Source organism: Roseateles sp. P5_E8 (genome assembly GCF_054177665.1).
In genome coordinates this window covers 72,727-96,053 of sequence record NZ_JBGCUM010000016.1, presented here as the reverse complement: position 1 = coordinate 96,053, position 23,327 = coordinate 72,727, and the positions used below count along the sequence as shown (strand labels likewise).

At 69.8% G+C, this 23,327-nt stretch carries 14 protein-coding genes and 1 pseudogene; 7 read left to right on the top strand and 8 right to left on the bottom strand.

Annotated elements, in window-relative coordinates:
• The first annotated feature begins 95 nt into the window (after positions 1–95).
• On the top strand, positions 96–2,861 hold the full coding sequence (locus ACXRVZ_RS12085) for a hypothetical protein (RefSeq protein WP_457420649.1): 2,766 nt from the start codon (positions 96–98) through the stop codon (positions 2,859–2,861).
• Between the two features lie 62 nt (positions 2,862–2,923).
• On the opposite strand, the gene ACXRVZ_RS12080 is transcribed toward ACXRVZ_RS12085, so the two are convergent.
• Entirely contained in the window at positions 2,924–4,396 is a 1,473-nt protein-coding gene (locus ACXRVZ_RS12080) for a hypothetical protein (protein WP_457420647.1), read from the bottom strand.
• Between the two features lie 36 nt (positions 4,397–4,432).
• The gene (locus ACXRVZ_RS12075; protein WP_457420645.1) at positions 4,433–6,529 is read right to left on the bottom strand and encodes a winged helix-turn-helix domain-containing protein; all 2,097 of its coding nucleotides are present in this window, start codon (positions 6,527–6,529) and stop codon (positions 4,433–4,435) included.
• 168 nt (positions 6,530–6,697) lie between these two features.
• Between ACXRVZ_RS12075 and ACXRVZ_RS12070 the strand changes: the two genes are divergently transcribed.
• Entirely contained in the window at positions 6,698–7,072 is a 375-nt protein-coding gene (locus ACXRVZ_RS12070) for a hypothetical protein (protein ID WP_457420643.1), read from the top strand.
• On the opposite strand, the gene ACXRVZ_RS12065 is transcribed toward ACXRVZ_RS12070, so the two are convergent.
• Positions 7,059–7,835, bottom strand: a complete 777-nt coding sequence (locus ACXRVZ_RS12065; RefSeq protein WP_457420641.1) for a type III pantothenate kinase — start codon at positions 7,833–7,835, stop codon at positions 7,059–7,061. The genes ACXRVZ_RS12070 and ACXRVZ_RS12065 overlap by 14 nt on opposite strands.
• Positions 7,836–7,953: 118 nt before the next feature.
• Between ACXRVZ_RS12065 and ACXRVZ_RS12060 the strand changes: the two genes are divergently transcribed.
• Positions 7,954–9,504 (top strand): methyl-accepting chemotaxis protein, encoded by a 1,551-nt coding sequence (locus ACXRVZ_RS12060; RefSeq protein ID WP_457420639.1) that lies wholly within the window; start codon positions 7,954–7,956, stop codon positions 9,502–9,504.
• Here the strand turns inward: ACXRVZ_RS12060 and cobA are convergent.
• The 4 genes and pseudogenes from cobA to ACXRVZ_RS12040 form a co-directional block, all read right to left on the bottom strand.
• Positions 9,491–10,240, bottom strand: coding sequence for a uroporphyrinogen-III C-methyltransferase (gene cobA, locus ACXRVZ_RS12055; RefSeq protein WP_457420637.1), 750 nt, complete (start codon positions 10,238–10,240; stop codon positions 9,491–9,493). The genes ACXRVZ_RS12060 and cobA overlap by 14 nt on opposite strands.
• Positions 10,237–12,981, bottom strand: coding sequence for a nitrate reductase (locus ACXRVZ_RS12050; protein WP_457420635.1), 2,745 nt, complete (start codon positions 12,979–12,981; stop codon positions 10,237–10,239). Before ACXRVZ_RS12050 ends, cobA begins: the two co-directional genes overlap by 4 nt.
• A gap of 10 nt (positions 12,982–12,991) precedes the next feature.
• Positions 12,992–13,774 (bottom strand): type IV pili methyl-accepting chemotaxis transducer N-terminal domain-containing protein, encoded by a 783-nt coding sequence (locus ACXRVZ_RS12045; RefSeq protein WP_458232436.1) that lies wholly within the window; start codon positions 13,772–13,774, stop codon positions 12,992–12,994.
• A gap of 16 nt (positions 13,775–13,790) precedes the next feature.
• Positions 13,791–15,050, bottom strand: a pseudogene (locus ACXRVZ_RS12040) (NAD(P)/FAD-dependent oxidoreductase); the annotation flags it as partial.
• A gap of 203 nt (positions 15,051–15,253) precedes the next feature.
• Between ACXRVZ_RS12040 and ACXRVZ_RS12035 the strand changes: the two are divergent.
• Positions 15,254–16,990 (top strand): bifunctional protein-serine/threonine kinase/phosphatase, encoded by a 1,737-nt coding sequence (locus ACXRVZ_RS12035; RefSeq protein ID WP_457420631.1) that lies wholly within the window; start codon positions 15,254–15,256, stop codon positions 16,988–16,990.
• A 14-nt stretch (positions 16,991–17,004) separates the two neighbouring features.
• Here ACXRVZ_RS12035 and ACXRVZ_RS12030 read toward each other — a convergent pair whose 3' ends face one another.
• Positions 17,005–18,258: an MFS transporter gene (locus ACXRVZ_RS12030; RefSeq protein ID WP_457420629.1), complete on the bottom strand. Its 1,254-nt coding sequence runs from the start codon at positions 18,256–18,258 to the stop codon at positions 17,005–17,007.
• Between the two features lie 200 nt (positions 18,259–18,458).
• Between ACXRVZ_RS12030 and ACXRVZ_RS12025 the strand changes: the two genes are divergently transcribed.
• The 3 genes from ACXRVZ_RS12025 to ACXRVZ_RS12015 all read left to right on the top strand — a co-directional run bounded on the left by ACXRVZ_RS12025 (position 18,459) and on the right by ACXRVZ_RS12015 (position 23,320).
• Positions 18,459–19,715, top strand: coding sequence for an ANTAR domain-containing response regulator (locus tag ACXRVZ_RS12025; RefSeq protein ID WP_457420627.1), 1,257 nt, complete (start codon positions 18,459–18,461; stop codon positions 19,713–19,715).
• 115 nt (positions 19,716–19,830) lie between these two features.
• A complete protein-coding gene (locus ACXRVZ_RS12020; protein WP_457420625.1) occupies positions 19,831–20,916 on the top strand; it encodes an alpha/beta fold hydrolase in 1,086 nt (361 codons plus the stop codon).
• A 304-nt stretch (positions 20,917–21,220) separates the two neighbouring features.
• On the top strand, positions 21,221–23,320 hold the full coding sequence (locus ACXRVZ_RS12015) for a diguanylate cyclase (protein ID WP_457420623.1): 2,100 nt from the start codon (positions 21,221–21,223) through the stop codon (positions 23,318–23,320).
• Positions 23,321–23,327: the final 7 nt, after the last annotated feature.

The following is a 23,327-nucleotide window of genomic DNA, read 5'->3' as shown; positions in this document are numbered from 1 at the left end:
AGTTGTGCATGCAGTCTCGGAGGCAGCGCCTAAATAATCCTTTGACGGTTGCTAAGGTGGTTCTAAACGTTGCTAAGTGAAACCAGGGGAGTGCCATGAGTTTTCAGGCCAGTTGGGCGGGTGCGGCCGGTACGCCGCCGAAAGAAGCCTTCCACGTCGAAACCATCGTCGACTCGTTCACGCAGGAGGACGTGATCGGCATGGTGCGTCACCCGGGGGTGCCTTATGTCGTCCGGGGTACCGATTCCGCGCTGACGTTTGACGCGCAGTGCCGACATATCGGCCTGGCGTATCTGGACGCGCTGTGGGAGGTGTTGCGGCAGGAGCCGGCCGCCGTGCTGGACCCGCAGTGGATCCGTGACGATATCCGTGAGGCCCTGACCAAGCCGCGCGATCCCAGCGGGCGCTGCTTCGGGTGGCTGCCGGTGACCTGGCCCGGGGCCGGCGCCGGTCGCCGGCCGCTCGGCTCGTTCATGGCCGATCGGGTCGATGAGAACGGCGTGCGGGCCGGGCCGAGCCTGCTGGTGCTGCTGGCCGGCTCGGTGGACACCGAGTACCAGCTCCAGTTCGGCAGCGACATGGGGCTGCGCATCGTGTTGCACCTGCATGACGGCGAAGTGCGCATCCACGGTGTCACGCTGGCGGGGCTCTCCAGCAGGCGCGCGCTGGAGGTCATTCCAGCCCAGCCCGGCGACATCTTTGGCTTGGTCGACAGCGTGCGTGCCGTGGTCGGCAAGGCGCTGGATTGCGAAGAGCAGGTCTGGATCAACAACCTTGAGAACGTCTGCCAGCCCGACACGCCGCCCGGCCATCTGATCGCCGTCGGCTACGCGCTGCGCTGGCCCAAGGCCACGGAGAAAGATCCGGAGCGCGCCGCCGTCCGGGCGCGTACCTACGACTTTCGCGTGGAGCTTGCCGTCGAGACTGGCAACAAGGTGCGGCTGGTGCGGGTTCATCGCGACGTGTACATCGGTGCCGGTGCGACTGCCACGCTGAACTGCTTCGTGCAGGATGCGGCGTCCAACGACAGGCCCTCGTCGGGCCAGTCCGACGACCCGTCCGACTTGCCAAATACGCTGGCCGGGCGCCGCTCCACATTGAGCGACGAAGCGCTCCGCAAGTTCAGGGACCCGGTCAGCGCCGAACTGGTGGGAGGCCACACGCTGAAGTACAGCGATACAGGCGTGGAATTCTTTGAGACGCGGGCTGCCAGCGAGCGCAGCACGCGCCGGCTGGGTGGCCGCACCGTGGCCGCCAATCGCCGCGGCGTGGTGACGGTGGCTGCCGCCGACGCCGAGGGTTATGACGCCCTGTCCCCGCCGGCCAGGTCCGACGAGCAGGCCTCGGTCGACGCTCACCTTCGTGCCGCCGAGTTCTTCGGGCGCATGCTGGCCTATGGCCTGCGCCCCCCAGCCTACTTCCGGTTTGCACGTCTGCCGCTGGTACACCGTGCACGCCCGGCGATGCGCTGGGCGCCGGATGGCGAACTCCCCATCGCCGAAGTGCGCCCCTTCAATGACGCCCCTGCCGCCGGCAAGACCGCCAGACAGAGGCCGAGCGACACGCTGCAGCTGCTGGTGAACTACGGCTCGGCCGACCCCGTGCACCGCCACAAGCTGCGGCTGGTGAAAGACACGCGCTTTAAGGCCCAGTACCTCAGCGTCGCCAGCGACCCGCGCTGGGCCTGGCACGAGTTCGGCCATGTGCTGAACTTCGCCAGCACCGGTGAACTGGAGTTCCCGTTCGCGCACAGCGCTGGCGACGCGCTGGCCGCCATCGCGAGCGATCCCATCTCCCATCTGGCTAGCTGGGAAAAACCCGACGCCGAGATCCGCCACGCCACCTACCCCTGGATCGAAGTCCCCGGCCGCAGCCACGGCCGCTCGGCGATGGGCGGCTACGGCTGGTGCGGCTGCCGCAACCTCGTGCGCCTGGACTTCTCCGCCTCGTTGGACCGTTACCACCACACCTACTTCGGCGAGCAGATCATGTCCTCGTCGCTGTTCCGCCTGTACCGCAGCCTGGGCGGTGATACGCGCGCCGCCGGCGGCCGGCGCGAGGACGAAGACGAAAGGGTCCGCCTCTCGGCCTCGGACTACTGCATCTACCTCATCATGCGCGGCATCTCGCTGCTGGGGCCCGACACGCTGGCGCCGGCACGCACGCCCGACCAGTTCGTCAGCGCTCTGATCGAGGCCGACCTGGGCACCGACGCCTGGGCGTTCGAAGCGACCTGGCCCTACAACCGCGGGTCTCGCGATGTGCAGCGCAAGGGCGGCCGCGTGCACAAGGTCATCCGGTGGGCATTCGAGCAGCAAGGCCTGTACGCCACCGACAACCCGCGGGTCATGACCGAGAAGCAAGGCCTGGCGCCACGAGTGGACGTCTACATTGCCGACCGCAGGCGCCGCGACGAGGGCCTTCCTGGCGATGGCGGCTATGCCCCGGTGCCGCTTCGTCTGGGTGACGATCAACCCTGGCATGCGCATGGCGACTGGCTCAGGCGCAGTGGTGGACAGCTCACCGTGCAGGTGGCCAACCGTGGCAGCCAGACGGCTTCCGACACCCGCGTGCGGGTCTGGTGGCTGTCGGCAGTTGGCGCGGCAGGCCAGCTGGCGTGGGATGCCATCGACGTGCCGGACTCGGCGCAGCCTATCCCTGCCGGCGAGGGCGGCGTCACGGCCTTCCAGGTTCCACTGCCGCCCGAGGCTGAGGCCCTGACCGCGCTGTGGGTGCTCGTCAGCGCCGACGCGCCGGCCGACCCCTCCAACCTGGCGAGCGGTGTGTCACCGCCGAAGTCCCGCGGCGATCTGCTGGAGCTCGTTGCACACGACAACAACCTGGCGCTGGCCCGGCTCTAGCGGCAGCCAGGCCGCAACGACAAACGGGCCATGCGCTGGCCCGTTTGTCGTGTCGTCAGGCGCTACAGCTCAGGCCATTCAGCCCGCGCCTTGGTCAGCACCGTTTGCAGGGACGGCACCCTGATGGCCGGTATCGGGTCGACGTCACCCTTCTTGGGAGCTGGGCGGGTGCACGCGTGCCAGACCAGGGCCGCCAGGCGGCGGCCAGCGGCGCTGTCGCTGGCGTAGTGCACACCCAGGCGCTCGCGGCCCCTCGCGATGCGCCAGGCCATCCAGAGCAGCGGTGAGTGTTGGTCCATGCCATAGGCCAGGTCGAAGAAGTCTTGCAGCGCGGGCTGCCTGCCGATGGTGTCCAGCTCCGTTCCCTTCGCCGCTTTCGCTCCCCTCTTCTCGGGATCGAAGACACCGAAGCGCTGGGCGATGCCCGGCACGGATAGCAGCAGCAGCGCCGTCAGGTGGCCCACCGTCGCATGCCCGCTGGGGAAGGAGGGATGCTGCGGCGGCCCCCAGGGCGGGGTCAGCCCCGGACACAGGGTGGAAGCGCGAACGCGCTTGTAGTGGGACTTGTATTGCATCTTCACCAGGTTGCCGATGGCACTGGCGCAGTTCATCAACTCCATCGTCCAGGGCTTGGTGGCCGGATTGATGCCCATCAGGTGCACGAAGTAGGGCACGATGGCGCCTGACTGCGCGGCCAGTTCTTCCAGGTAGCGCATGCGGTCGTCGCGCATCAGGTCGACCATCTCGTTGAGCTCCCGGCTGACCACGGTGGACGCGGCGGCGCGCGTAGTCGCATCGTCGTCATCGCGGGCGCGCCACGTGAGCAGGTCTTTAGTTCCTTCGAACGCCCGCTGGATGTCGGAAGGCCCGGGGTCCGTGCCGGCGACCGCATCCTCCCGGGCCAGCCAGTCCTTGTGGTGACGCGCGAACTCGCGCGCGGCCATCACCGAAGGCGCGGCGAGGTTCAGGTCTTGCAGCCACTCGGTGAGCTGGGGGTCGAAGTCCAGCGACCAGAAGCGCAGGCCAGGGTCCCAGTCACTCGGTTGCCATTCCATGACCTTCTTGAGCGTGCCGTCGGTGTTGGGCGTGACGGGGTAGGGGTTGATGCGTACCGCGTAAGGGAACGACGGCCAGCCATCGCCCTCCGTGAAGTCCATCACCCAGGGCAGCGGCGCCAGCCCGGCCGGCGTGGCGTACTCGAAACGCGCCACCGCGCCATAGCCGCCCAGAAAGCCGGTGCCGCTGGCGCTTCCCGCGCCGGTGTTGTGAGAGGCCACGACCACCGGCACTGCGGCCGCGGCGCCACTCGCCCACACGTTCGATGCCACGTTGTGCGAACCGTGGGCCCCCACGTTATGTGAGCCGTGGGCGCCCACGTTGTGCGAGCCATGGGCCCCGACGTTGTGTGAGCCGTGGGCGCCTACGTTGTGCGAACCATGGGCACCCACGTTGTATGAGCTGCCAGCACCCACGTTGTGCGCGCCGTAGGCACCCACGTTCGGCGAAAAGAAGCTGTTCTGGGCATTCCAAACCATGTGGTCCTCCTTCTGGGTTTCAAGTCACGGTGACTGTCATTCAGGCAGGCCGGCCTGGCGCAGGGCCGACAGCAGGTCGTCGAGTTGCGGGCGCTGTATCGGTGATCTGCGCCCGAACGCCTCGACCGAGAAGTCCGGGCAATCGATGAGGAGCTGCTCCGCGAGTGCGCGGGCTTCGGCGAGCTCGCCCGTCCGGACCAGCGCCCCAATCTGCAGCCGCCGTGCGCCGTTGAAGCCCGGATTCATTCGCAGTGCCTTGCCGAGCCAGCCGGCGGATTCGTCGTAGCGACGTGCCACGAAACTGGCGCCGCCGCAGATGGTGAGGTGCCAGAACATGTGCTGGTCGAAGGGGCTCAGTCGCATGGCGCGGTCCAAGCGCTCCAGGGCCTCTTCGGCGCGGCCGATGTAGAACAGCGTGGCCGCGCTGCGTGCCCAGGCTGCTGCGCAGCTGGGGTTCAGCGCCAGGGCCTGTTCGAACAGGTCCAGCGCCTCCTGGTGCTTCTTCTGCAGCGACAGCATGTAGCCGGCCACCGACAGCACCCAGGCGTCGCGGGCGTCCAGCCGGGTTGCCTGCAGTGCATGCTCCAGCGCCAATCGGCCTTCCTCGCCATCGGGACCGGAGAGACCCTCGAACTGGCGCAGGCTGTACCACCAGGCCAGGTGGGCGTGCGCCTGCGCGTAGCCGGGGTCCAGCGCGACGGCGCGCAGCAGCATCTCGCCTGCGGTGTCGAATTCCAGCGTGCCCGGTTTCACCATGCCGCCCAGTGCGCGCAGCACGCAGTCGTAGGCGTCGTAGCTGGCCGTGGGGCGATGGCGGGCCTGGGCCACTTCTTCGTCCTGCACCTGCGGCGCTGCAGCGGCGGCCACCTTCGCGGCGATCTCGGTCTGGAAGGCAAACAGGTCTTCGACGACGCCGTCGAAGGGCTGCTGCCAGATGACCCGCTGGTCGGCGGCATGGATCAGGCTGACGTGGATGCGAACGTGCGAGCCGGACCGCCGCACGCGGCCCGTCACCAGGTAGCGCACCCCCAGCTCCGCAGCCACGGCGGCGGGGTTTAGGTCGTGGCCGCGATAGCGCAGCGTGGAGCCGTGGGCGATGACGAACAGCGCCCGGTTCAGCGACAGCGTGGCGATGATCTCCTCGGTGACACCCTCGCCGAAGTAGGCATCAGCGGTCGGCCCCTCGGTGGCGAAGGGCAGCACTGCCAGCGAAGCCAGGCGCACGCCGACCGGGCGCAACGCGGTCACGGCGTGGCGTCGCGCGCCGGCCATCACCCGCAGCACATGCAGCGGGCGTTGCGACTTCTGCATCACGCGCTGGCCCAGCGGTTCGAAGCTGACCGCGATCTTCTCGGCGACAAAGTCGCAGACCTTCTGGGTGGTGAGGATCTCGTCGTGCACGGCGCTGAGTTGCAGGTCGGACGCCACGTTGACGCCGTCACCCACCAGTTTGCCGTCGTCAACGATCACGTCATCCACTGCAATGCCGATGCGCAAGTGAAACGCCGTGTTCTCTGCCGGGTCGCCGACTTGGCGACGCTCGGCCAGCAGCTCCTGCAGTTCCACCGCCCAGGCCACGGCTTCCACGGCGCTGCCGAACTCCAGCTGCAGCCGCTCGGCAGTGAGCTCGATGGCGCGGCCGCCGAACTGCGGCAGGCTGCGCTCGATCAGGTCGACGCGGATGCGCTTCCAGGTGGTCGCGGCGCGGGTCGGATCGCGCGCCACCAGGCGCGACCAGCCCACCACCTCGGCCTGCACGATGACCGCCAGCCGGCGCTGCAGGCGGATGACGGGGGCGTCACCGTCGGCCGGCGTGGGTTCCGCGGGCGCTGGGGCGTCCACCGGCGTGGCTTTCAGCCGATAGCCGCGGCCGGTGACGGTGACGATGGCCTCGTGGCCCAGCAGGCGGCGCAGCGTGGAGATCTGCACCGTCAGGTTGTTTTCTTCCACCACCACGCCGGGCCAGGCCAGATCCAGCAGTTCGGCCTTGCTGACCACGCGCTCGGCGCGTTCCGTGAGCGCCAGCAGCACATCGAAGGCACGCGCGCCGATGCTGACCGACCGGCTGCCGACGAGCAACTGGCGCGCTTCTGGCCGGATCTCGAACTGCTGGAACACCCTCGCCTGTGTCACCCGATGGCTCCTCAAAGCTCTTGTTCGGTGGCCTGCCACTGTGCGGGCAGCTGCGCGTCATCTGCGGTGCAGATGACGCGCGATTTCGGTCCGCATAGCTTAGGTCATCGCGCTGGCCCGAATGTGGCGGCGCGGTAATACAAAGGCCGTGACAAGGAGGCAACGACCATGGCAACACTGACCCCACAAGACCCATCCGGCGCCAGCGGCGTGACGATGACGGAGATGCTTTCTCTGGACCGCCGGGTCAGCCTCTATGGCCTGCGCATCACCGACCTGTCGCCGCGCGGCGACCTCGGGCTCGGTTTGGACCCGGAGGGCCCGGTGGGCTTTGCGCTGGTGCGCGGCTATCGCCGCAACGGCCAGTTCAAGCGGCTGGACGAGGCGCTGGTGCTGAGCGTCTTCGGCGAAGGCCGCGCCTGCGACCCCGCCGACGTTGACGCAGCGGTCGGCGAACGCGTGTGGGAGGTGGCGCTGGCCGACCGACTGCTGCGGCTCGAGTTGCAGCGCGGCAGCCTGGCGGCGCTGCTCAACGTCGGCTAGGAGCCTGCGCCGCAGCCACCGCCAGCAGCCCGTCGAAGATCAGGCCTTCGATGAGCTCATGCGGTGCATCCAGCGCCGGTGCCACCTTCCAGCCGGCGCCGCCGGTCATCAGCAGCAGTGGCTCGCGGCCTTCGCGTTGCTGGAGCAGGCGGTGCATGTGCTCGATGGCGCCGGTGATGGCAAAGGTGCCGCCGGTGGTGAGCGCATCGCTGGTGTTGGTGGGGAAGTCGCGCACCTCGCCGGTGGGCACGCGCAGGCCGGCGGTGCCGCCTTCCAGCGCGCGCAGCATGATGCCGTGGCCAGGCAGGATGAGGCCGCCGAGGAACTGGCCGTCGGCGGAGAGGGCGTCCACCGTCACCGCGGTGCCGACCATGACGGTCAGCACCGGGCCATCGAAGCCGCGCTGCAGCGCATGCGCGTGCGCGCCGATGACGGCCACCCAGCGGTCGGCGCCCAGGCGGGTGGGATGGTCGTAGCCGTTGCGGATGCCGGCCGCCTCGGTGGAGGGCACGACCCAGCGCGGCGTCAGGTCCCAGTGCTCCATCTGCTCCTCGACGCGGCGGCGCACGGCATCGCCGGCGACATTGCTGCCCAGCACGCGCGTCGGCGGGGCCAGGGCTTGCCAGTCTTCGTCGGCCAGGCGGTCGATGTTCTCCAGGAACACGGCGCCGTGCTGCAGTGGTGCGCTGCCGGGCGCGGCGCCTTCCGGATAGGTGGCCCATTTGAGCCGGGTGTTGCCGATGTCGATGGCCAGAAAGCTCATGGTGGGCCGTGCCGTGAACGATGCCGCGAGCCTACCAGCAGGTTTTCGCGCTCCGCTGGGGGTTTCTGCTTCAATCAAAGGTCACCCCCGCTCAACCTCGTCCGCCCGGAGAACTCCCATGCTGCGTCGTCTACGCATTCAGGCCCGGCTCTGGCTGGCCTTCGGCATCATCCTGGCCATGACGGCGCTGCTGGTGGCCGTGGGCGGCTTCGGCTTGAACGTGTCGCAGAAGGCCATCCAGGGCATCACGCAGAAGCTCATCCCGGCGTCCAACATCACGGTCGCCGCGCGCAGCCGCCTGCTGGAGAGCAAGACGGCGACGTCAACGATGGTCGCCTCCATCTTCAACAAGGACGGCATCACCCGCGCCCGCAAGGAGTGGGACACCGCCCAGGCGGGCCTGGACAAGGCCATGGACGACTTCGGCAGGATCTCCACCGAGGAGAAGGGCAAGACGGCCCTCATCAAGTTCCGTGCGCTGATGGTCGACTACCGCAAGACCGTCGGGCCGGCGGCCGACAAGCTCGCCGCCGATGGCTATGCCGATGCCCAGGCCGCCCTCGAAGACATGAAGGCGGCTGACGCGGCCTACGACCCGGCGCTGGCGATGCTGAACAACATCGAGGGTGACCTGAAGACGCGTGGCGACGATGTCTTCGCCAAGGTCGACAACCTGGTCAGCGGCCTGTTTGTGGGCCTGCTGGCGGCTTTTGTCGTCTGCATCGTCATCGGTGGTGTGCTGGCCGTGCTGATCTCGCGCTCCATCATCGGCCCGCTGGTCGCGGCCAAGCGTTTTGCCGAACGCATGGCCGATGGCGACCTGTCGCGCGCGCCCGAAGCCCGTGGCACCGATGAATCCGCCGAGATGATGATGGCGCTCGCCGCGATGCAGAAGTCGCTGTCCGAGATCGTCGGCCAGGTGCGCGAGTCGGCCGAGAGCATCCAGGTCGCGTCCAGCGAGGTGGCCAGCGGCAACATGGACCTGTCGCAGCGCACCGAGCAGACGGCCTCCAACCTGCAGCAGGCCTCCAGCGCCATGACCGAGCTGACCGGCACTGTGGGCCAGAGCGCCGACTCCGCGATGACGGCCAAGCAGCTTGCCGGTGCGGCTGCCACGACGGCTGGGCGTGGCGGCGAGGTGGTGTCGCGCGTGGTCAGCACCATGGGCGAGATCAACACCGCCAGCAAGAAGATCGCCGACATCATCGGCACCATCGACGGCATCGCCTTCCAGACCAATATCCTGGCGCTGAACGCGGCCGTGGAAGCGGCGCGTGCGGGTGAACAGGGCCGCGGCTTCGCCGTCGTGGCCGGCGAGGTGCGCTTGCTAGCCCAGCGCTCGGCCGAAGCGGCACGCGAGATCAAGGGCCTGATCGGCGCCAGCGTCGAGCGCGTTGAGGCCGGCACCCAGCTCGTCAACGACGCCGGCACGACGATGACCGACATCGTCGGCTCGGTGCAGCGCGTGACCGACATCATTGGCGAGATCAGCGCCGCCGCCATCGAGCAAAGCCAGGGCATCGCCCAGGTCAACGGCACGGTGACCGAGTTGGACCAGATGACGCAGCAGAACGCCGCGCTGGTGGAGGAGTCCGCCGCGGCCGCTCAGTCGCTGAAGGAGCAGGCGGTGCGGCTGGCGGGCCTGGTGTCCTCGTTCAAGCTGAGCTGACGAGCTGTTCGATGTCGGCAGCCGCCGCGTGGGCGGCGACTTCGCCGATGACGAGCAGCGCCGGGCTCTTCAGCCCCTCGCGGGCAATGCAGTCGGGCAGGCCGGCCAGCGTCGTCACGGCATGGCGCTGCTGGGCTGTGTGGGCGGCGCTGACGATGGCTGCCGGCAGGTCGGGCTTCAGGCCGGCGGCGAGCAGCTGGGCCGTGATGTCGGCCGCGCGGGCCACGCCCATGTAGATGACCAGCGTGAGGCCGGTGCGGGCCAGCGCGGCCCAGTCGGGCTCGGCGCGGCCCTCGCCCGGGTGGCCGGTGACCAGGATGACGCCGGGCGAGGCGCGCCGGTCTGTCACCGGGATGCCGACGGCGGCTGGGCCGGCGATGCCGCTGGTCAGACCTGACACCACTTCGACATCGATGCCCGCTGCCCGCAGCGCGTCGACCTCCTCGCCGCCGCGGCCGAAGACGAAGGGGTCGCCGCCCTTGAGGCGCACCACGCGGTGGCCGGCGCGGGCCTCGCGGATCATCAGCGCGTGGATGAAGTGCTGGTCGGTGCTGATGCAGCCGCCGCGCTTGCCGACGCGCAAGAGGCGGCCCTTCACCAAGGCCAGCACACGCGGGTCGATGAGGTCGTCGGCGAGGACGACATCGGCCGCTTCGATGCGCTTCAACGCGCGGACGGTCAGCAGTTCGGGATCGCCCGGGCCTGCGCCCACCAACGAGACGGTGCGTGAGTTCATGCGGGAACCTCTTCAGGCGTTGTGTTCACCAGGCGCCGCAGCGTCGGCAGGCAGGAGCCGCATTGCGTGCCGCAGCGCTTTTCGCCCTGCAGCTGCGCCAGGCGTTCGGCCGGTGTGCCGCTGCAGCGGGTCAGCGTGATGCGGATGACGTCCTCGCGCACGTCGAAGCAGTTGCAGATCTGCGGGCTGGGCGCGGCACCGGGGTTGCTGGGCGGGGCGCCGGGCGAGAGCAGCCAGCGGCCCACCGTGGCGGCGGCCGTGCGCTCGCGCCAGAGGTCGACGAGCCAGGCGCCTTCGTCGTGCTGGCCGACGCGCAGCAAGGCCTGCAGCGGCGCGGCCTGCAGGTCATCGCCATCGAGCCTGAGCAGGCGCAGCCGGCCGCGCCGCGCATCGGCATAGCGCAGCACCGCGGGGCCGCTCAGGCCCAGCACGGCGGCGAGTTCCTCGACCAGCTCGGGCGACGGCGTATCGGCGCAGGCGGCCTCGAAGGCCCAGCCGACCTGAGTCCCCTTGCCCGGTTCGGGCAGGCAATGTGCATAGCCGAAGCGCGGCATCAGCGCGCGCAGCTGCTCGCGCAGGCGCTGGCCGTCCTCGGCGGGCACCCAGGCGCAGGCGCTGAGGCGCCAGGGCAGGTGGGCCGGCTCGATGGCGACGGCGCTGAACTTCAGCTCGGGCTGCTTGGAGTCGGGGCAGAAGGCGCCCTGCGTGACCGCGTTGACGCCCAGCTGCGCGCCAATGAACTCGTCGCCCCAGTGCATGGCGATGTCGGCGCCGGCCAGGGCAACGTTTTCGTCGAACTTGAGCGGCAGCACGACCTCGCCGCGGCTGGAGCGCACATGGACCAGCGCGCCCTCGGCCAACTGGTGGCTGGCGGCGTCACCGGGGTTGATGCGCACCAGCGGCCGGCCCTCGTGAGCGAACAGGCGCGGCACGCTGCCGGTGCGGCTCATGCCGTGCCACTGGTCGCGCATGCGGCCGGTGGTCAGCGCGAAAGGGCGGGCCGGCGTGGCGGCCTCGGCGGTGGCTTGATAGGGCTTGGCGATGAAGCGGGCGCGGCCGTCGGCGGTGGCGAAGCGGCCGTCGGTGTAGAGGCGCGCCGTCGGGCCGGTGACGAAGGGCCATTGCTGCGGGCCGTCGCTGTCCAGCGTCGCCCAGTTGAGGCCGGTGATGTCGAGGTCGCGGCCGCGCGTCGCGCTGCGGTGTTCCAGCCAGAGGTCTTCGGCGGTCTGGGCAGTGATGCGGGGCGGGCGCGCCAGGCCGGCGTCGATGAGCGCGGCGATGTCGCGAGCGATGCGCCAGTCGGCGCGGGACTCGGCCGCCGCCGGCACGGCCGCGCGCACGCGGCTGATGCGGCGTTCGCTGTTGGTGACGGTGCCTTCCTTCTCGCCCCAGGTGGCGGCGGGCAGCAGGTAGTCGGCATAGCGGGCCGTGGCCGTGTGGGCAAAGGCCTCCTGCAGGATGACCAGCTCGCAGCGCTCCAGCGCCTGGCGCACGGTGGCCTGGTCGGGCATGGACTGGGCGGGGTTGGTGCAGGCAATCCACAGCGCCTTGATCTCGCCGCGCGCGGCGGCCTCGAACATCTCCACCGCCGTGTGGCCGCGTTTGCCGGGCAGGCCAGGCACATGCCACAGCGCCTCGATCTCGGCCCAGTCCTCGGCCTTGCCCGGGTCGCGGTGGCCGGGCAGCAGCGTCGCCATACCGCCGCTCTCGCGGCCGCCCATGGCGTTGGGTTGGCCCGTCAGCGAGAAGGGGCCGGCGCCGGGCTTGCCAATCTGGCCGGTGGCCAGATGCAGGTTGATCAGCGCCGTGTTCTTGGCCGTGCCGCTGCTGCTCTGGTTGAGGCCCTGGCAGTACAGGCTGAGCGAACTCGGCGAGGTGGCGAACCATTCGGCGGCCTGCCAGATGTCAGCCTCCGTCACGCCGCAGACCTCTGCCGCGCGCGCGGGTGTCCAGTCGCTCACCAGCGCCTTCAGCTCGTCGAAGCCTTCGGTGGATGCGGCAATGAAGTCCGCCGCCGTCCAGCCGCGCGCGATGACCGCGTGCAGCAGGCCGTGGCACAGCGCCACGTCCGTGCCGGGGAGGATCTGCAGATGCAGGTCGGCCAGCTCGGCGGTCTCGGTGCGGCGCGGGTCGATGACGATCAGCTTGTGAGCGGGCTTGGCAGCGCGTGCCACTTCCAGGCGGCGGAACAGGATGGGATGGGCCCAGGCCGGGTTGGCGCCGCTGACCAGGATGCAGTCGGCCAGCTCGATGTCCTCGTAGCTGCAGGGCGGCGCGTCGGCGCCCAGCGACTGCTTGTAGCCCACCACGGCCGAGCTCATGCACAGCCGCGAGTTGGAGTCGATGTGGGGCGTGCCGATGACGGCGCGGGCCAGCTTGTTGAAGGCGTGGTAATCCTCGGTCAGCAACTGGCCGGAGATGTAGACGCCGATGGACTCGGGGCCGTGCGCGGCGCGGATGGCCAGCAGCTTGTCGGCGATCTCGCGGTTGGCGGATTCCCAGCTGATGACCTCGGGCTGCGCGCCGCGCTCGGTCCGGCGCATGGGCTCGCGCAGGCGCTGGTGCTGGATGACGACGGGCGTGGCTGTCAGGTGCAGGTTGGTGCCCTTGGTGCACAGGCGGCCGAAGTTGGCCGGGTGGTCGGGGTCGCCGCGCACGCCGGTGATCTGCGCGCCGTCGTGCTCGATGACGACTCCGCAGCCGACGCCGCAATAGGGACAGGTGGACTTTGTCTCGTTCATGCTCTTGTGCTCAGGCCTGCGCCAGCTGGCGGGCGAACTGGCCGGTGACCGTCTCCATGACGACCAGCAGGTTCTCGCTGGCCACGAAGACGTCGTTGGCGGCCTGGGCGCTCTGGCTGTCGTTGCCCAGCGCGGTCTGAAGGAAGACCCACTGGCCCTGGGCCAGCTCGAGGTTGGCGCGTATCGCCGGCGTCGCTTCGCCGGCGGTGTTCAGCGTGCGCATGGCCAGCTCGAACTCCGCGCTGGCCTTGGCGGTTTCGCGCTTGACGAGATCGGCGCGCGCGCCCTGCTGGCGGGCCAGGAAGTACAGGGCCAGGCGTTGCGACAGCATGCGCTGCCGGCCCGACAGGTTGACCAGCCGCGCCGCCGCCGCGCTGGAACGCTCCTGCAGCTGCGTGGTGGCCAGGTGGGCCAGGCTCAGCACTTCGCTGGAGCGCTTCAGCAGCTCGTCGACCTGGCCGCGCACCGGTGCGGCCAGCAGCAGCGAGCGGTAGTCGCCAAAGCGGCTGCGCAAGGCCTTGTAGCTGCCGGAGATCTCGGGCGAGGGCGAGAAGGCCAGCAAGTCGTTCAACTGGCGCTCGAAGCGCTCGGCGCTGTCCTCCAGCACCTGGCGGGCGCGCGGCGCCAGTTCGGGCTGCAGCTGGCCCAGCCAGGCCTTGCCCATGCGCTGGCTCAGCATGCGTTGCGCGCCGGCCTTGTCGATGGCCTCGCCCAGTTGCGCGATGCGGGCCTGGGCCTGGGGCAGGGCGGCCATCAGGGTCAGGCCGGCCAGCAGCGTGGAACGCCGGTTCATGGTCATGGGGGGCTCAGGCGGCGGCGCAGGCGGTGTCGTTGGCGGCTTCGCTCGCGTACTGTTCGCCGAACATCAGCCGGTCGCGGATGCCGCTGATGTCGCTGCGCTCGCGCACCAGCTTGAAGTACCAGCTGCCGTCCACCGTGTCGCCGTAGAGGCAGGCGCCGACGAGCTGGTCGTTCTGGATCACCAGCTTCTTGTAGACGCCGGTGAAGGGGTCGCTGAGCACGATCTCCTCGGTGCCGGCGCCGCCGGCGAAGTTGCCGGCCGAGAACAGGTCGATGCCCGTCACCTTGAGCTTGGTGCTGACCTGCGAGCCCAGGTAGCGGCCAATGCCGAACTGGGCCAGATGCGTAGCGCAGACCTTGCCCTGCTCGAACAGCGGCGCCACCAGGCCGTAGGCAATGCCGCGATGCGCGGCGCATTCGCCCACCGAGTAGACGCGCGGGTCGGTCACCGTCTGCATGGTGTCGGTGACGACGATGCCGCGGCTGCAATGCAGGCCGGACTTCTCGGCCAGCGCGGTGTTGGGGCGCACGCCGGCCGCCATGACGACGAGGTCGGCCGGCACTTCGATGCTCTGGCCGTCAGCGGTCTTCAACTGGATGGCGCGGACCCGGCCGGCCTCGTTGCCCAGCAGTTGCTGCGTCTGCGCGCCCAGCATGAAGTTCAGACCGCGTTCCACCAGGGAATCGCGCAGCAGGCCGCCGGCCATGGTGTCGAGCTGGCGTTCCATCAGCGTGTCCACAAGGTGGACCACCGTGACCTGCATGCCGCGCAGCATCAGCCCGTTGGCGGCTTCCAGGCCCAGCAGGCCGCCGCCGATGACGACGGCATGCTTGTATTGAGTGGCCGCGTCGATCATCGCGTTGGTGTCGGCAATGTCGCGGTAAGCGATGACGCCTTCCAGCTCCTTGCCCGGTACCGGCAGCACGAAGGGGTTGGAGCCGGTGGCGATGAGCAGGCGGTCGTAGTCAGCCGTCGTGCCATCGGCGGCGGTGACGCGCCTGCGCACGCGGTCGATCTCGGTGACCGCCAGCCCCAAGTGCAGCGTGATGCCGTGGTCGGCATACCAGCTCAGCGGATTCAGGATGATCTCGTCGATGGTCTGCTCGCCGGCCAGCACGGGGCTGAGCAGGATGCGGTTGTAGTTGGGGTGGGGCTCGGCGCCGAAGACGGTGATGTCGTAGAGGTCCGGCGTGATCTTGAGCAGCTCTTCCAGCGTGCGCACGCCGGCCATGCCGTTGCCGATCATCACGAGCTTCATCTTCTTCATGTCGGGCTCCATACAGCAAAGCTGGTCTGCCCTTTGCTTTGCAAGGCATGTGCCAGCGATGAAGCTGGCCTCCAGACCTGCCGCAGCGTTCAAAACGCCCAGCGGCGCCCCACGCCGAAGCGCTTGCTATCCCGGTGCGGGTGCACTCATCCTCAAAATGCACCATCGGCGGGCGACTGCTCCGCAGTGCTCCACTCACGCGCATGCGCTTCGAACTCGATACCGGCCTGTCCAGCCTGCAGGGCAAACGCCCGCGCAATGAAGACTTCGCGGGCGTGCAGGCGCCCGCCGCGCACGAGGCCGAGCGTGGCTGGGTGGCGGCCTTGGCGGATGGCGTCAGTGGGGGTGGCGAAGGCTTGATGGCCGCGCAGACCTCGGTGATGAGCCTGCTGCGTGACTTCCATGCCGTGCCGGCCGAGTGGGACTGCAGCGTCGCGCTGGACCGCCTGCTGGGCCACCAGAACGCCTGGCTGGCCTCGCACAACCGCCGCCCCGGCGCCGATGGTCAGCCGCGCGAGGCGCTGACGACGCTGACCGCCGTGGCGCTGCGCGGCCGCCGCTACGCACTGGCCCATGTGGGCGACAGCCGCGCCTGGCTGCTGCGCGACGGCGAATGCCTGCTGTTGACGCAGGACCACCGCATGGAGCGCCGCGACTTCGCCGGCCTGACGCGCGCGCTGGGCCTGGACGACGCGCTGCGCCTGGACCACAGCGCCGGCGAGTTGAAGGTGGGTGATCGCCTGCTGCTGACCAGCGACGGCGTGCACGGCACCTTGCGTGGCCGCCAGATCGCCGACCTGCTGCGCACGACGCCCGGCGCCCAGGCCCTGGCCGACGCGCTGACTTCAGCGGCCCTGGCCGCCGGCAGTCACGACAACGCCACCGCCCTGGTGCTGGACGTGAAGGACCTGGCCGACCCCGGCCTGGCCGACCTTGCCGCCCTGGGCCGCACGCTGCCCAGCCCCGGCCCGCTGGGCGTGGGCGCCGTGCTGGACGGCTACCAGGTCACGGCGCTGGTGGCCGACAACGGCGTGCACCGCCTGCTGCAGGCGCGCGAGCTGGCCACGGGCCGCCTGGTCGCGCTGAAGATGCTGCGCCCCGGCCGCGCCGACGACCCCGAAGAGCGGGCCATGCTGGCCCACGAGATCTGGCTGGGCCTGCGCCTGGCGGAGGCGCCTCGGCACCGCAGGCGCGGTGGCGAGAGCGGCTTCGTGCGCGTGCACCCGCCGGCCGACGGCGCGACGCATTTCTATGCCGTGTTTGACTGGCACAGCGGCCTGACGCTGGAGCAATTGCTTGCCAAGGGGCCGCTGGACGTTGGCCAGGCCACGGCGCTGGGCGGCGCCGTTGCGCGCTCTCTGAGCCTGTTGCATGCGGCCGGCGTCGTGCACCGCGACATCAAGCCTGCCAACCTGCATCTGGGTGATGACGGCCAGTGGCGCGTGCTCGACCTCGGCGTGGCGCTGAGCCCGCGCGCGTCGGCCGCAGCGCGCGAGCTGCACGCCGGCACGCCAAGCTACATCAACCCCGAGCAGTGGCAGGACCCGCCGGCTCCGCCGGATGCCGGCTCGGACCTGTTCGCACTGGGCGTGACGCTCTACCAGTCACTGACCGGCCGCCTGCCCTATGGCGAGATCGAGCCCTTCCAACTCGCCCGCTACAAGCGCGAGCCGGCCAGCGTCAGCCGCCTTCAGCCCAGCGTGCCCATGCCGCTCGATCGTCTCGTCATGCGTGCCGTGGCGCGCGAGGCCAGGCTGCGTTTCGAGACGGCCGACGAATTGCTGCTCGCGCTGGAAAGGCTGGCGGCGCGTGACCAGCCCGCCTCGGCCCGGCCGCCCAAGGCACCGCGCGAGGCGGTCAGCGGCTGGCAGATCGCCCTGGGGGTTTCGGTGCTGCTGAATCTGCTGTTGATTGCCTGGCTGGTGTTCTTGCCCCGCTGAAGCGGGGTATCCGCTCAGACGCGCTGGTAGTTCACCGGCTCGGCGGTGTTGGCAGCGGCGCTGCGGGCGCGGCCACCCTTCTCGGCCCAGGTGCGCGTCCAGCGGATCTGCATGACGCGCATGACGCCCAGCATCAGCACGGACAGCACGGCGAACACGACGAAGCCCCAGAGGTAGGTGCCGGCATGCTGCTTGGACATGCCCATCAGGTTGGGCACCAGGCCGCCGCCCAGCGCGCCGATCTCGCCGATCATCGAACCGGCGACCGCCGTGGCCGCCGGCCAGCGCAGCGGTACCAGTTGGAAGAGGGCGCCATTGCCGGCGCCCAGGGCGGCGAAGCAGACGATGAGCAGCAGCGTCGTCAGCACCAGCGAGCCGCTGGCCATGCCCACGCCGGTCAGGCTGATGGCCACCACCACCAGCACCAGCGTCAGCACATTGACGCCGCCCCAGCGGTCCGACAGGGCCCCGCCGACCACGCGCACCGCCGCGCCCATGAAGGCCGCCAGCATCGTCAACTGGCCGGCCTGCACCTTGGAGACGCTGAACTGGTCGTAGTAGTAGGTGGGCAGAAAGGTGATGAGGCCGATGAAGCCGCCGAAGGTCACGCCGTAGATCAGGCTGAAGGCCCAGCCGTCCTTCTCGAACAGGCAGGCGACGTGCTGGCGCATGGAAGCGTGAGCGTCGACGTCGGGCGGCTCCTTGGCGAAGACGATCATGACCAACATCGGCAGCAGGATGGCCGCAGCGGCAAAGGCATAGACCGTCTGCCAGCCATAGGCCTGGGCCAGCGGCGGCGCGACCAGTACCGACACCGCCGTGCCCACATTGCCCGCGCCCACCAGGCCCATGGCCAGGCCCTTGTACTTGGGCGGATACCAGCCGGAGCCGAGCGACAGCGCCACGCCGAAGCTGGCGCCGGCAATGCCCAGCAGCACGCCCATGGCCAGCAGGTCGTCGTAGCTCTTCACCATGAAGAAGCCGTAGAGCATGGCCACGGCGATCATGCCCATCTCCACCAGCGTCGCGTTCTTGCGGCCGATGTACTGCGACAGCAGGCCCAGCGGGAAGCGCATTAGCGCGCCGGCCATGATGGGGATCGACAGCATCAGGCCCTTCTGGGCCGGCGTCAGGTTGTAGGCCTCGCTGATGAAGGGCGCCAACGCGCCGTTGAGCACCCAGATGCAGCAGGAGAACGCGAAATAGAAAAAGGCGGCAAACAGCGTGGGCGTGTGGCCGGCGCGTTTGAAGTTTTGCAGGGCGGACATCGTGGGGACTCTATCGGTCTGGCGGCCGAGCGCCCACGCCTACCCACCGGTCGCGTGCCTGGGCGGCAAGGACATCACGGCGGGAGTGAGCTCGCACCATTGCGAGCATCGTGCCCCGATACTTGCAAACCTCATGCCCACTCAACGGCGAGCTGGCTGGCCTGTTTCTTGCGCCGTTTTGGGGCGTGAGTTCAGAAGCCATGTCAGATACCGTCGCCCTCTCTCCCGCACCCTCCCTGCCGCTCCTGCTCTGCTGCCCGCAGCAGCCCCCTCAGGCCGCCGCTCTGCTGGCCTTGGGCTGGCAGCCGCGCACCGTTTCAGAGCTTGCGCCGCTCGCCGATGAGGCGGCGCTTGGCCTGCTCTGGTGCCCGGATCGCACCGCCTTGGCGCAGTTTCTGCACTCCGAGCGGGCTTTCGGCCTGCCGGTGGTGCTGCTCTCGCCCTTACCCGATGCCGCCGAACGCCAGGCCCTGCTGGCGCGTGGCGCGCTGCAGTGGCTGCCCCTGGACACCGACGCCGCCGTGCTGGACCAGGCCCTGCTGTGGGCGCAGGGCCTTTCCGCACAGCTGCTGGCCCGCGACAGCGCCGCCCAGGCCAAGCTCGACGAACGCAAGTGGACGGAGCGCGCCAAGGGCCTGCTGATGCAGGCACGCGGCATCGACGAGGCCGCCGCCTTCGCGCTGCTGCGCAACACCGCCATGCAGACCCAGGCCAAGCTGCCCGAGGTGGCGCGCGGCGTGGTGCACACGTCGGAGTTGGCCGAGGCCCTGGAGCGTGCCGGCGCGCAGCGCATGTTGAGCCAGCGCCTGGTCAAGCTGCAGGCCTTGCGCCAGTGGCCGCGCCTGGCGCCGCCCGAGCGCCGCGAGTGCCAGGCTTTGCTGGACGCCTCGGCCGAGCGCGTGGCCGCCAACCTGGCGCGGCTGTCCGAACTGCTGCGCACGGACCTGGCCGACGAACTGGCGGCCGTCTCCAGCGCCTGGGCCCAGCTCGACGCGGCCCTGAGCACCCGCCAGCCCGACCTCACCCGCAGCGACCGTGCCGCCCAGCGCCTGCTGGACAGCAGCGAGACCCTGGTGGCGCGCCTGTCCGAACGCGCCGGCCAGCGCCCGGTGGGCCTGCTGGCCCAGGTCACGCGGCTGCGCCTGCTGAGCCAGCGCCTGGCCAAGGAGGGCCTGCTGGCCCAGGTCATCCCGGGGCACGACACCAGCGGTCTGGCGGCGGGCCTGGACGAGTTCATCAAGGCCTACGACCAAGTCCGCGCCGCGCCCCTGGCCGGCCCGGCCCTGCAGCCGGCGTTTGCGGCGGTGGACGAGGCCTGGCTGGTGCTGCTGCGCGGGCTGCGCGTGGAGCAGGGCGACGCGGTGCAGCGCATGCATCAGGGCAGCGAGCGGCTGCTGCAGGCGCTGGAGGCCTTGATTCGGGCGTTGCAGGGGTCGTTGCAGTTGATCCTGGGTTGATGTGTTTGGGTTGGGTTGGGTTGCTTTGCGGGGAGCTGGTTTGACTCCCGGCATGCACCTAGTCATACCGAGTCCCAGCAAAAGCAAACCAACACGACAGCGCATGATCCCCACCATGAGCAAAGCCCAGCACCTGCGCGGCACCAGCCGCCTCGCGACGGATGCCGTCACCGGCGTCACCGACCTCGTCGAGGCCATGCACGCCGAGATCACGCGGCTGCCGCTGACCGCGCAACGCGACCGCACGAGTGGCATCACCGGCCTCGTCTACCGCAGCGTGCGCGGCGTGACGCGCCTTGTGGGCGGTGGGCTGGACCTCGCCCTCGGAGCGCTGACGCCTTTGCTTGGCCAGGCAGCACCCGCCCGCGCCAACGCCACGCTGGCGGCGTTGAACGGCGTGCTCGGCGACTACCTCGAAGCCACCGCCAACCCGCTCGCCACGCCCATGAGCCTGCACCCCCTCGTGGAAGGCGCCACAGGCGCACCGCTGATCCTGCTGCACGGCCTTTGCATGAACGAGGCGCAATGGCGGCGCGACGATGCCGACTTCCCCGCGGCGCTGGCCGCCCTGGGCTACCAGCCGCTGGGCCTGCGCTACAACACCGGCCGCGCCATCTGGCGCAACGGCGCCGAGCTGGCCAGGCTGCTCGAGAGCGTGCCCGGGCCGATCACGCTGCTGGGCCACAGCATGGGCGGACTCGTCGCGCGCAGCGCCATCGCCCAAGCGCGTGGAAAGAAGTGGCCCAAACGCCTGCAGCGCCTCGTCACGCTGGGCAGCCCCCACCTCGGCGCGCCGCTGGAACGCGGCGGCCAGCAGGTGCAGCAGTTGCTGGCCGTCAGCGCCTACTCGCGCCCGCTTGCGGCGCTGGCGGCCAGGCGCAGCGCGGGCATACGCGACCTGCGCCACGGCAGCCTGCTCGAAGCCGACGAAGGCAAGGCCAGCCGCATCGCGTTGCCCGACGGCGTGGCCTGCTACGCCGTGGCCGCCACCACGGCCAAGAAGCCCAGCGGCCCGCCGGCCCGCTGGCTGGGCGACGGCCTCGTGCCGGTGGCCAGCGCGCTGGGCCAGCACCGCGAAGCCACGCGCCGGCTGGCTTTCGCCGACACCGCCGTCTTCGCCGGCCTTGGCCATCTCGGCCTGCAGACCGATGCCGCCGTGCTGGCACGGCTGCAGGACTGGCTRGGCGCTGGCCACCGGTAACCCGGCCGGTCATTGCGCCTCGGCGGCTGCGCAGAGATCAGGACAGCCACCGAATGCGCAAAGCTGCACGCAACGGTTTCCGGCCGGGCCAACGCCCCAGAGTGCAGCGGGTGGGAAAGCCATAGACTGGGACAGCCGCGCTTTCACGGCGTCGCAGTTGCATGCGCCGCGCCGATGCGGGCCTCCAGTGCACTCCATCGCCGCAGGTATGGCGCAGACAGAAAAAGGGCCGGACCGGTCGCCAACAGATCAAGGAACGGTAGCGCGGGCGGGCATGCGGCTCGCGTTGTGCGCGGCGCTCGGCATGCCGTTCGCGCTGACGGCGCTGGCAGAGCCAACGTCCACCGCGGCAGCAAGCACGTCCGCCAAGCCTGACACCCCGGCGCCGGCTGTGGACATCGCGGCTGTGAAGGCGGCGATCACCGCGGACGACCGCCGTCGGCCCGTCGCCTCGATCGCCCTGGCCCGGCAGGCACTCTCGGCGACCGCTCTGAAACCCGAAGATCGGGCCTGGCTGCGCACGCGCCTGGTGCGAGACCTGATTCGCATGGAGCGGACCAACGACGCCATCGCCCAGGCGGTCCTCGGCCAGCAGGAGGCCTCCGATGAGCGTGGGCGCCTGCACTTTGACCGGCTGCAGATGTCGGCATGGACGGAAGCCAGCAACCCTGCAGAGGTGCTCAAGGTGTACCAGCGCATCGCGGCCCGGCTGCCGGCGCTGGCCGGCCATAACGCAGATGCCACCGCCAGGCTGATCGCGGCGGACAGCTGGCGCCTCGCCGGCATGGCGATGACGCGGCTCGGCCGTCTGCCCGAGGCCGCCGAACTGCTGACGCGGGCTCTGCGCATCCTCGACGAGAGGCCTGACGCCGTCTACGAGTTCGCGCATGCGCTGACCGCCATGGCCCTGGTGCATTCGCGGTCCGGCCGCGTCGACGAAGCACTGCGCAGCGTGCAAAAGGCCATCGACATCTCGGAAGCCGCAGGAGATCGCTCCAGCCTGTCCAGCTACTCCCTGCGCAAGGCGCACTTCCTGGGCATGCTCGGTCGCGCCGACGAGCAGTACGAAGCGCTGCTGAAGGCCCGCGCCTCGGCGCAGGAGGAGCAGAACAACTACAACCTCGCGGTCGCGGCAACCAACCTGGCCGACGTCGCCCTGCAGAAGAAGGACTACCGCAGCGCGCTGAGCCACGCCGAGGAGGCCATTCCGCTCGTGGAGCGCACGGGCGACAAGGAGTCGCTGTGGGTCAGCTGGATCAACAGGGGCATTGCGTTGAACCGGCTCGGCCGGCCCGGCGGCATCGAATGGATACGCAAGGCCGTCGCCGCCTTCTCCGCGGCACCCGGCATGGCCGCCAACGCCGCCGAATTCCATGGCGTGCTGGCGGAAGAGCTGGCCTTCACGCACGACTACCCGCAGGCCTATGAGGCCGCCATGCAGTTCAATCGCCTGACCGGCGAGGTGCGCAAGGCCGCGGACCAGAAGCGCATCGCCGAAGCCAACGCGGCCTACGAGGCCGACGGGCGCCAGCGCCAGATTGATGCGCTGGAGCAGGAGCACCGCTATCAGCAACGCTTCCGCTGGATGCTGGCGCTGGCCGCAGTGGCAGGCCTGATTGCGGCGGTGGTTGCGGCCGTCAGCCGCTACCACGTCAAGCGCGCCTATCGCGCCATGCGCGACATGGCGTTCTCCGATCCACTGACCGGCCTGCGCAACCGTCGCCACCTCGTGAGCACCATTCACGAAGACCTGGCGCTGGCCCGGCGCCGGCTTGAGACCGTGGGAGCCGGCCGCGCGAGCGCCAACGTGGACATCGTCTTCATGATGATCGACGTCGACCACTTCAAGGCGGTCAACGACGTGCACGGCCATGCCGCCGGCGACGCGGTGCTGAAGCAATGCGCCGAGGTGCTGCAAAGGCAGCTGCGCGAGTCCGATACCCTCGTGCGCTGGGGTGGCGAGGAGTTTCTCGTCGTCGTCCGTCAGGCCAACGCGAAGGAGTGCCATCTGCTGGCAGAACGCCTGCGTGCCAGCATCGCCACGCATGACTTCGTGCTGGACGACGGTCAGGTGCTGCGCAAGACCTGCTCCATTGGCTACGCCTGCCATCCGCTCGGGCGGGATGCCGCAGCACAGCCGCCGGCAGACTGGAACGCCACCGTGGACCTGGCCGACCAATGCCTGTACGTCGCCAAGGCCAGCGGTCGCGACCTCTGGGTCGGCGTCGTCGACCACGATGCCAGCCGCGCCCGCGAGCACCCCGGCACCGACGAGCTGCGCGCCGGCGTCGACCTCGGCATCTGGACCTTGCGCTGGCGCGACGGCCGCGACCTCGCCTGGCCGCCGTCGGCCTCTCCGATTTCGTCGCCTGCGCGACGGACCTCGCCCGGGGGTGACGACTAAGCTGCCT

Coding starts and splice junctions, on each gene's coding strand:
- ACXRVZ_RS12015 (WP_457420623.1), top strand. CDS start 21,221: ATGCCGTTCGCGCTGACGGCGCTGGCAGAGCCAACGTCCACCGCGGCA.
- ACXRVZ_RS12080 (WP_457420647.1), bottom strand. CDS start 4,396: ATGGTTTGGAATGCCCAGAACAGCTTCTTTTCGCCGAACGTGGGTGCC.
- cobA (WP_457420637.1), bottom strand. CDS start 10,240: ATGAACTCACGCACCGTCTCGTTGGTGGGCGCAGGCCCGGGCGATCCC.
- ACXRVZ_RS12045 (WP_458232436.1), bottom strand. CDS start 13,774: ATGAACCGGCGTTCCACGCTGCTGGCCGGCCTGACCCTGATGGCCGCC.
- ACXRVZ_RS12050 (WP_457420635.1), bottom strand. CDS start 12,981: ATGAACGAGACAAAGTCCACCTGTCCCTATTGCGGCGTCGGCTGCGGA.
- ACXRVZ_RS12070 (WP_457420643.1), top strand. CDS start 6,698: ATGGCAACACTGACCCCACAAGACCCATCCGGCGCCAGCGGCGTGACG.
- ACXRVZ_RS12060 (WP_457420639.1), top strand. CDS start 7,954: ATGCTGCGTCGTCTACGCATTCAGGCCCGGCTCTGGCTGGCCTTCGGC.
- ACXRVZ_RS12085 (WP_457420649.1), top strand. CDS start 96: ATGAGTTTTCAGGCCAGTTGGGCGGGTGCGGCCGGTACGCCGCCGAAA.
- ACXRVZ_RS12035 (WP_457420631.1), top strand. CDS start 15,254: ATGCGCTTCGAACTCGATACCGGCCTGTCCAGCCTGCAGGGCAAACGC.
- ACXRVZ_RS12065 (WP_457420641.1), bottom strand. CDS start 7,835: ATGAGCTTTCTGGCCATCGACATCGGCAACACCCGGCTCAAATGGGCC.
- ACXRVZ_RS12030 (WP_457420629.1), bottom strand. CDS start 18,258: ATGTCCGCCCTGCAAAACTTCAAACGCGCCGGCCACACGCCCACGCTG.
- ACXRVZ_RS12025 (WP_457420627.1), top strand. CDS start 18,459: ATGTCAGATACCGTCGCCCTCTCTCCCGCACCCTCCCTGCCGCTCCTG.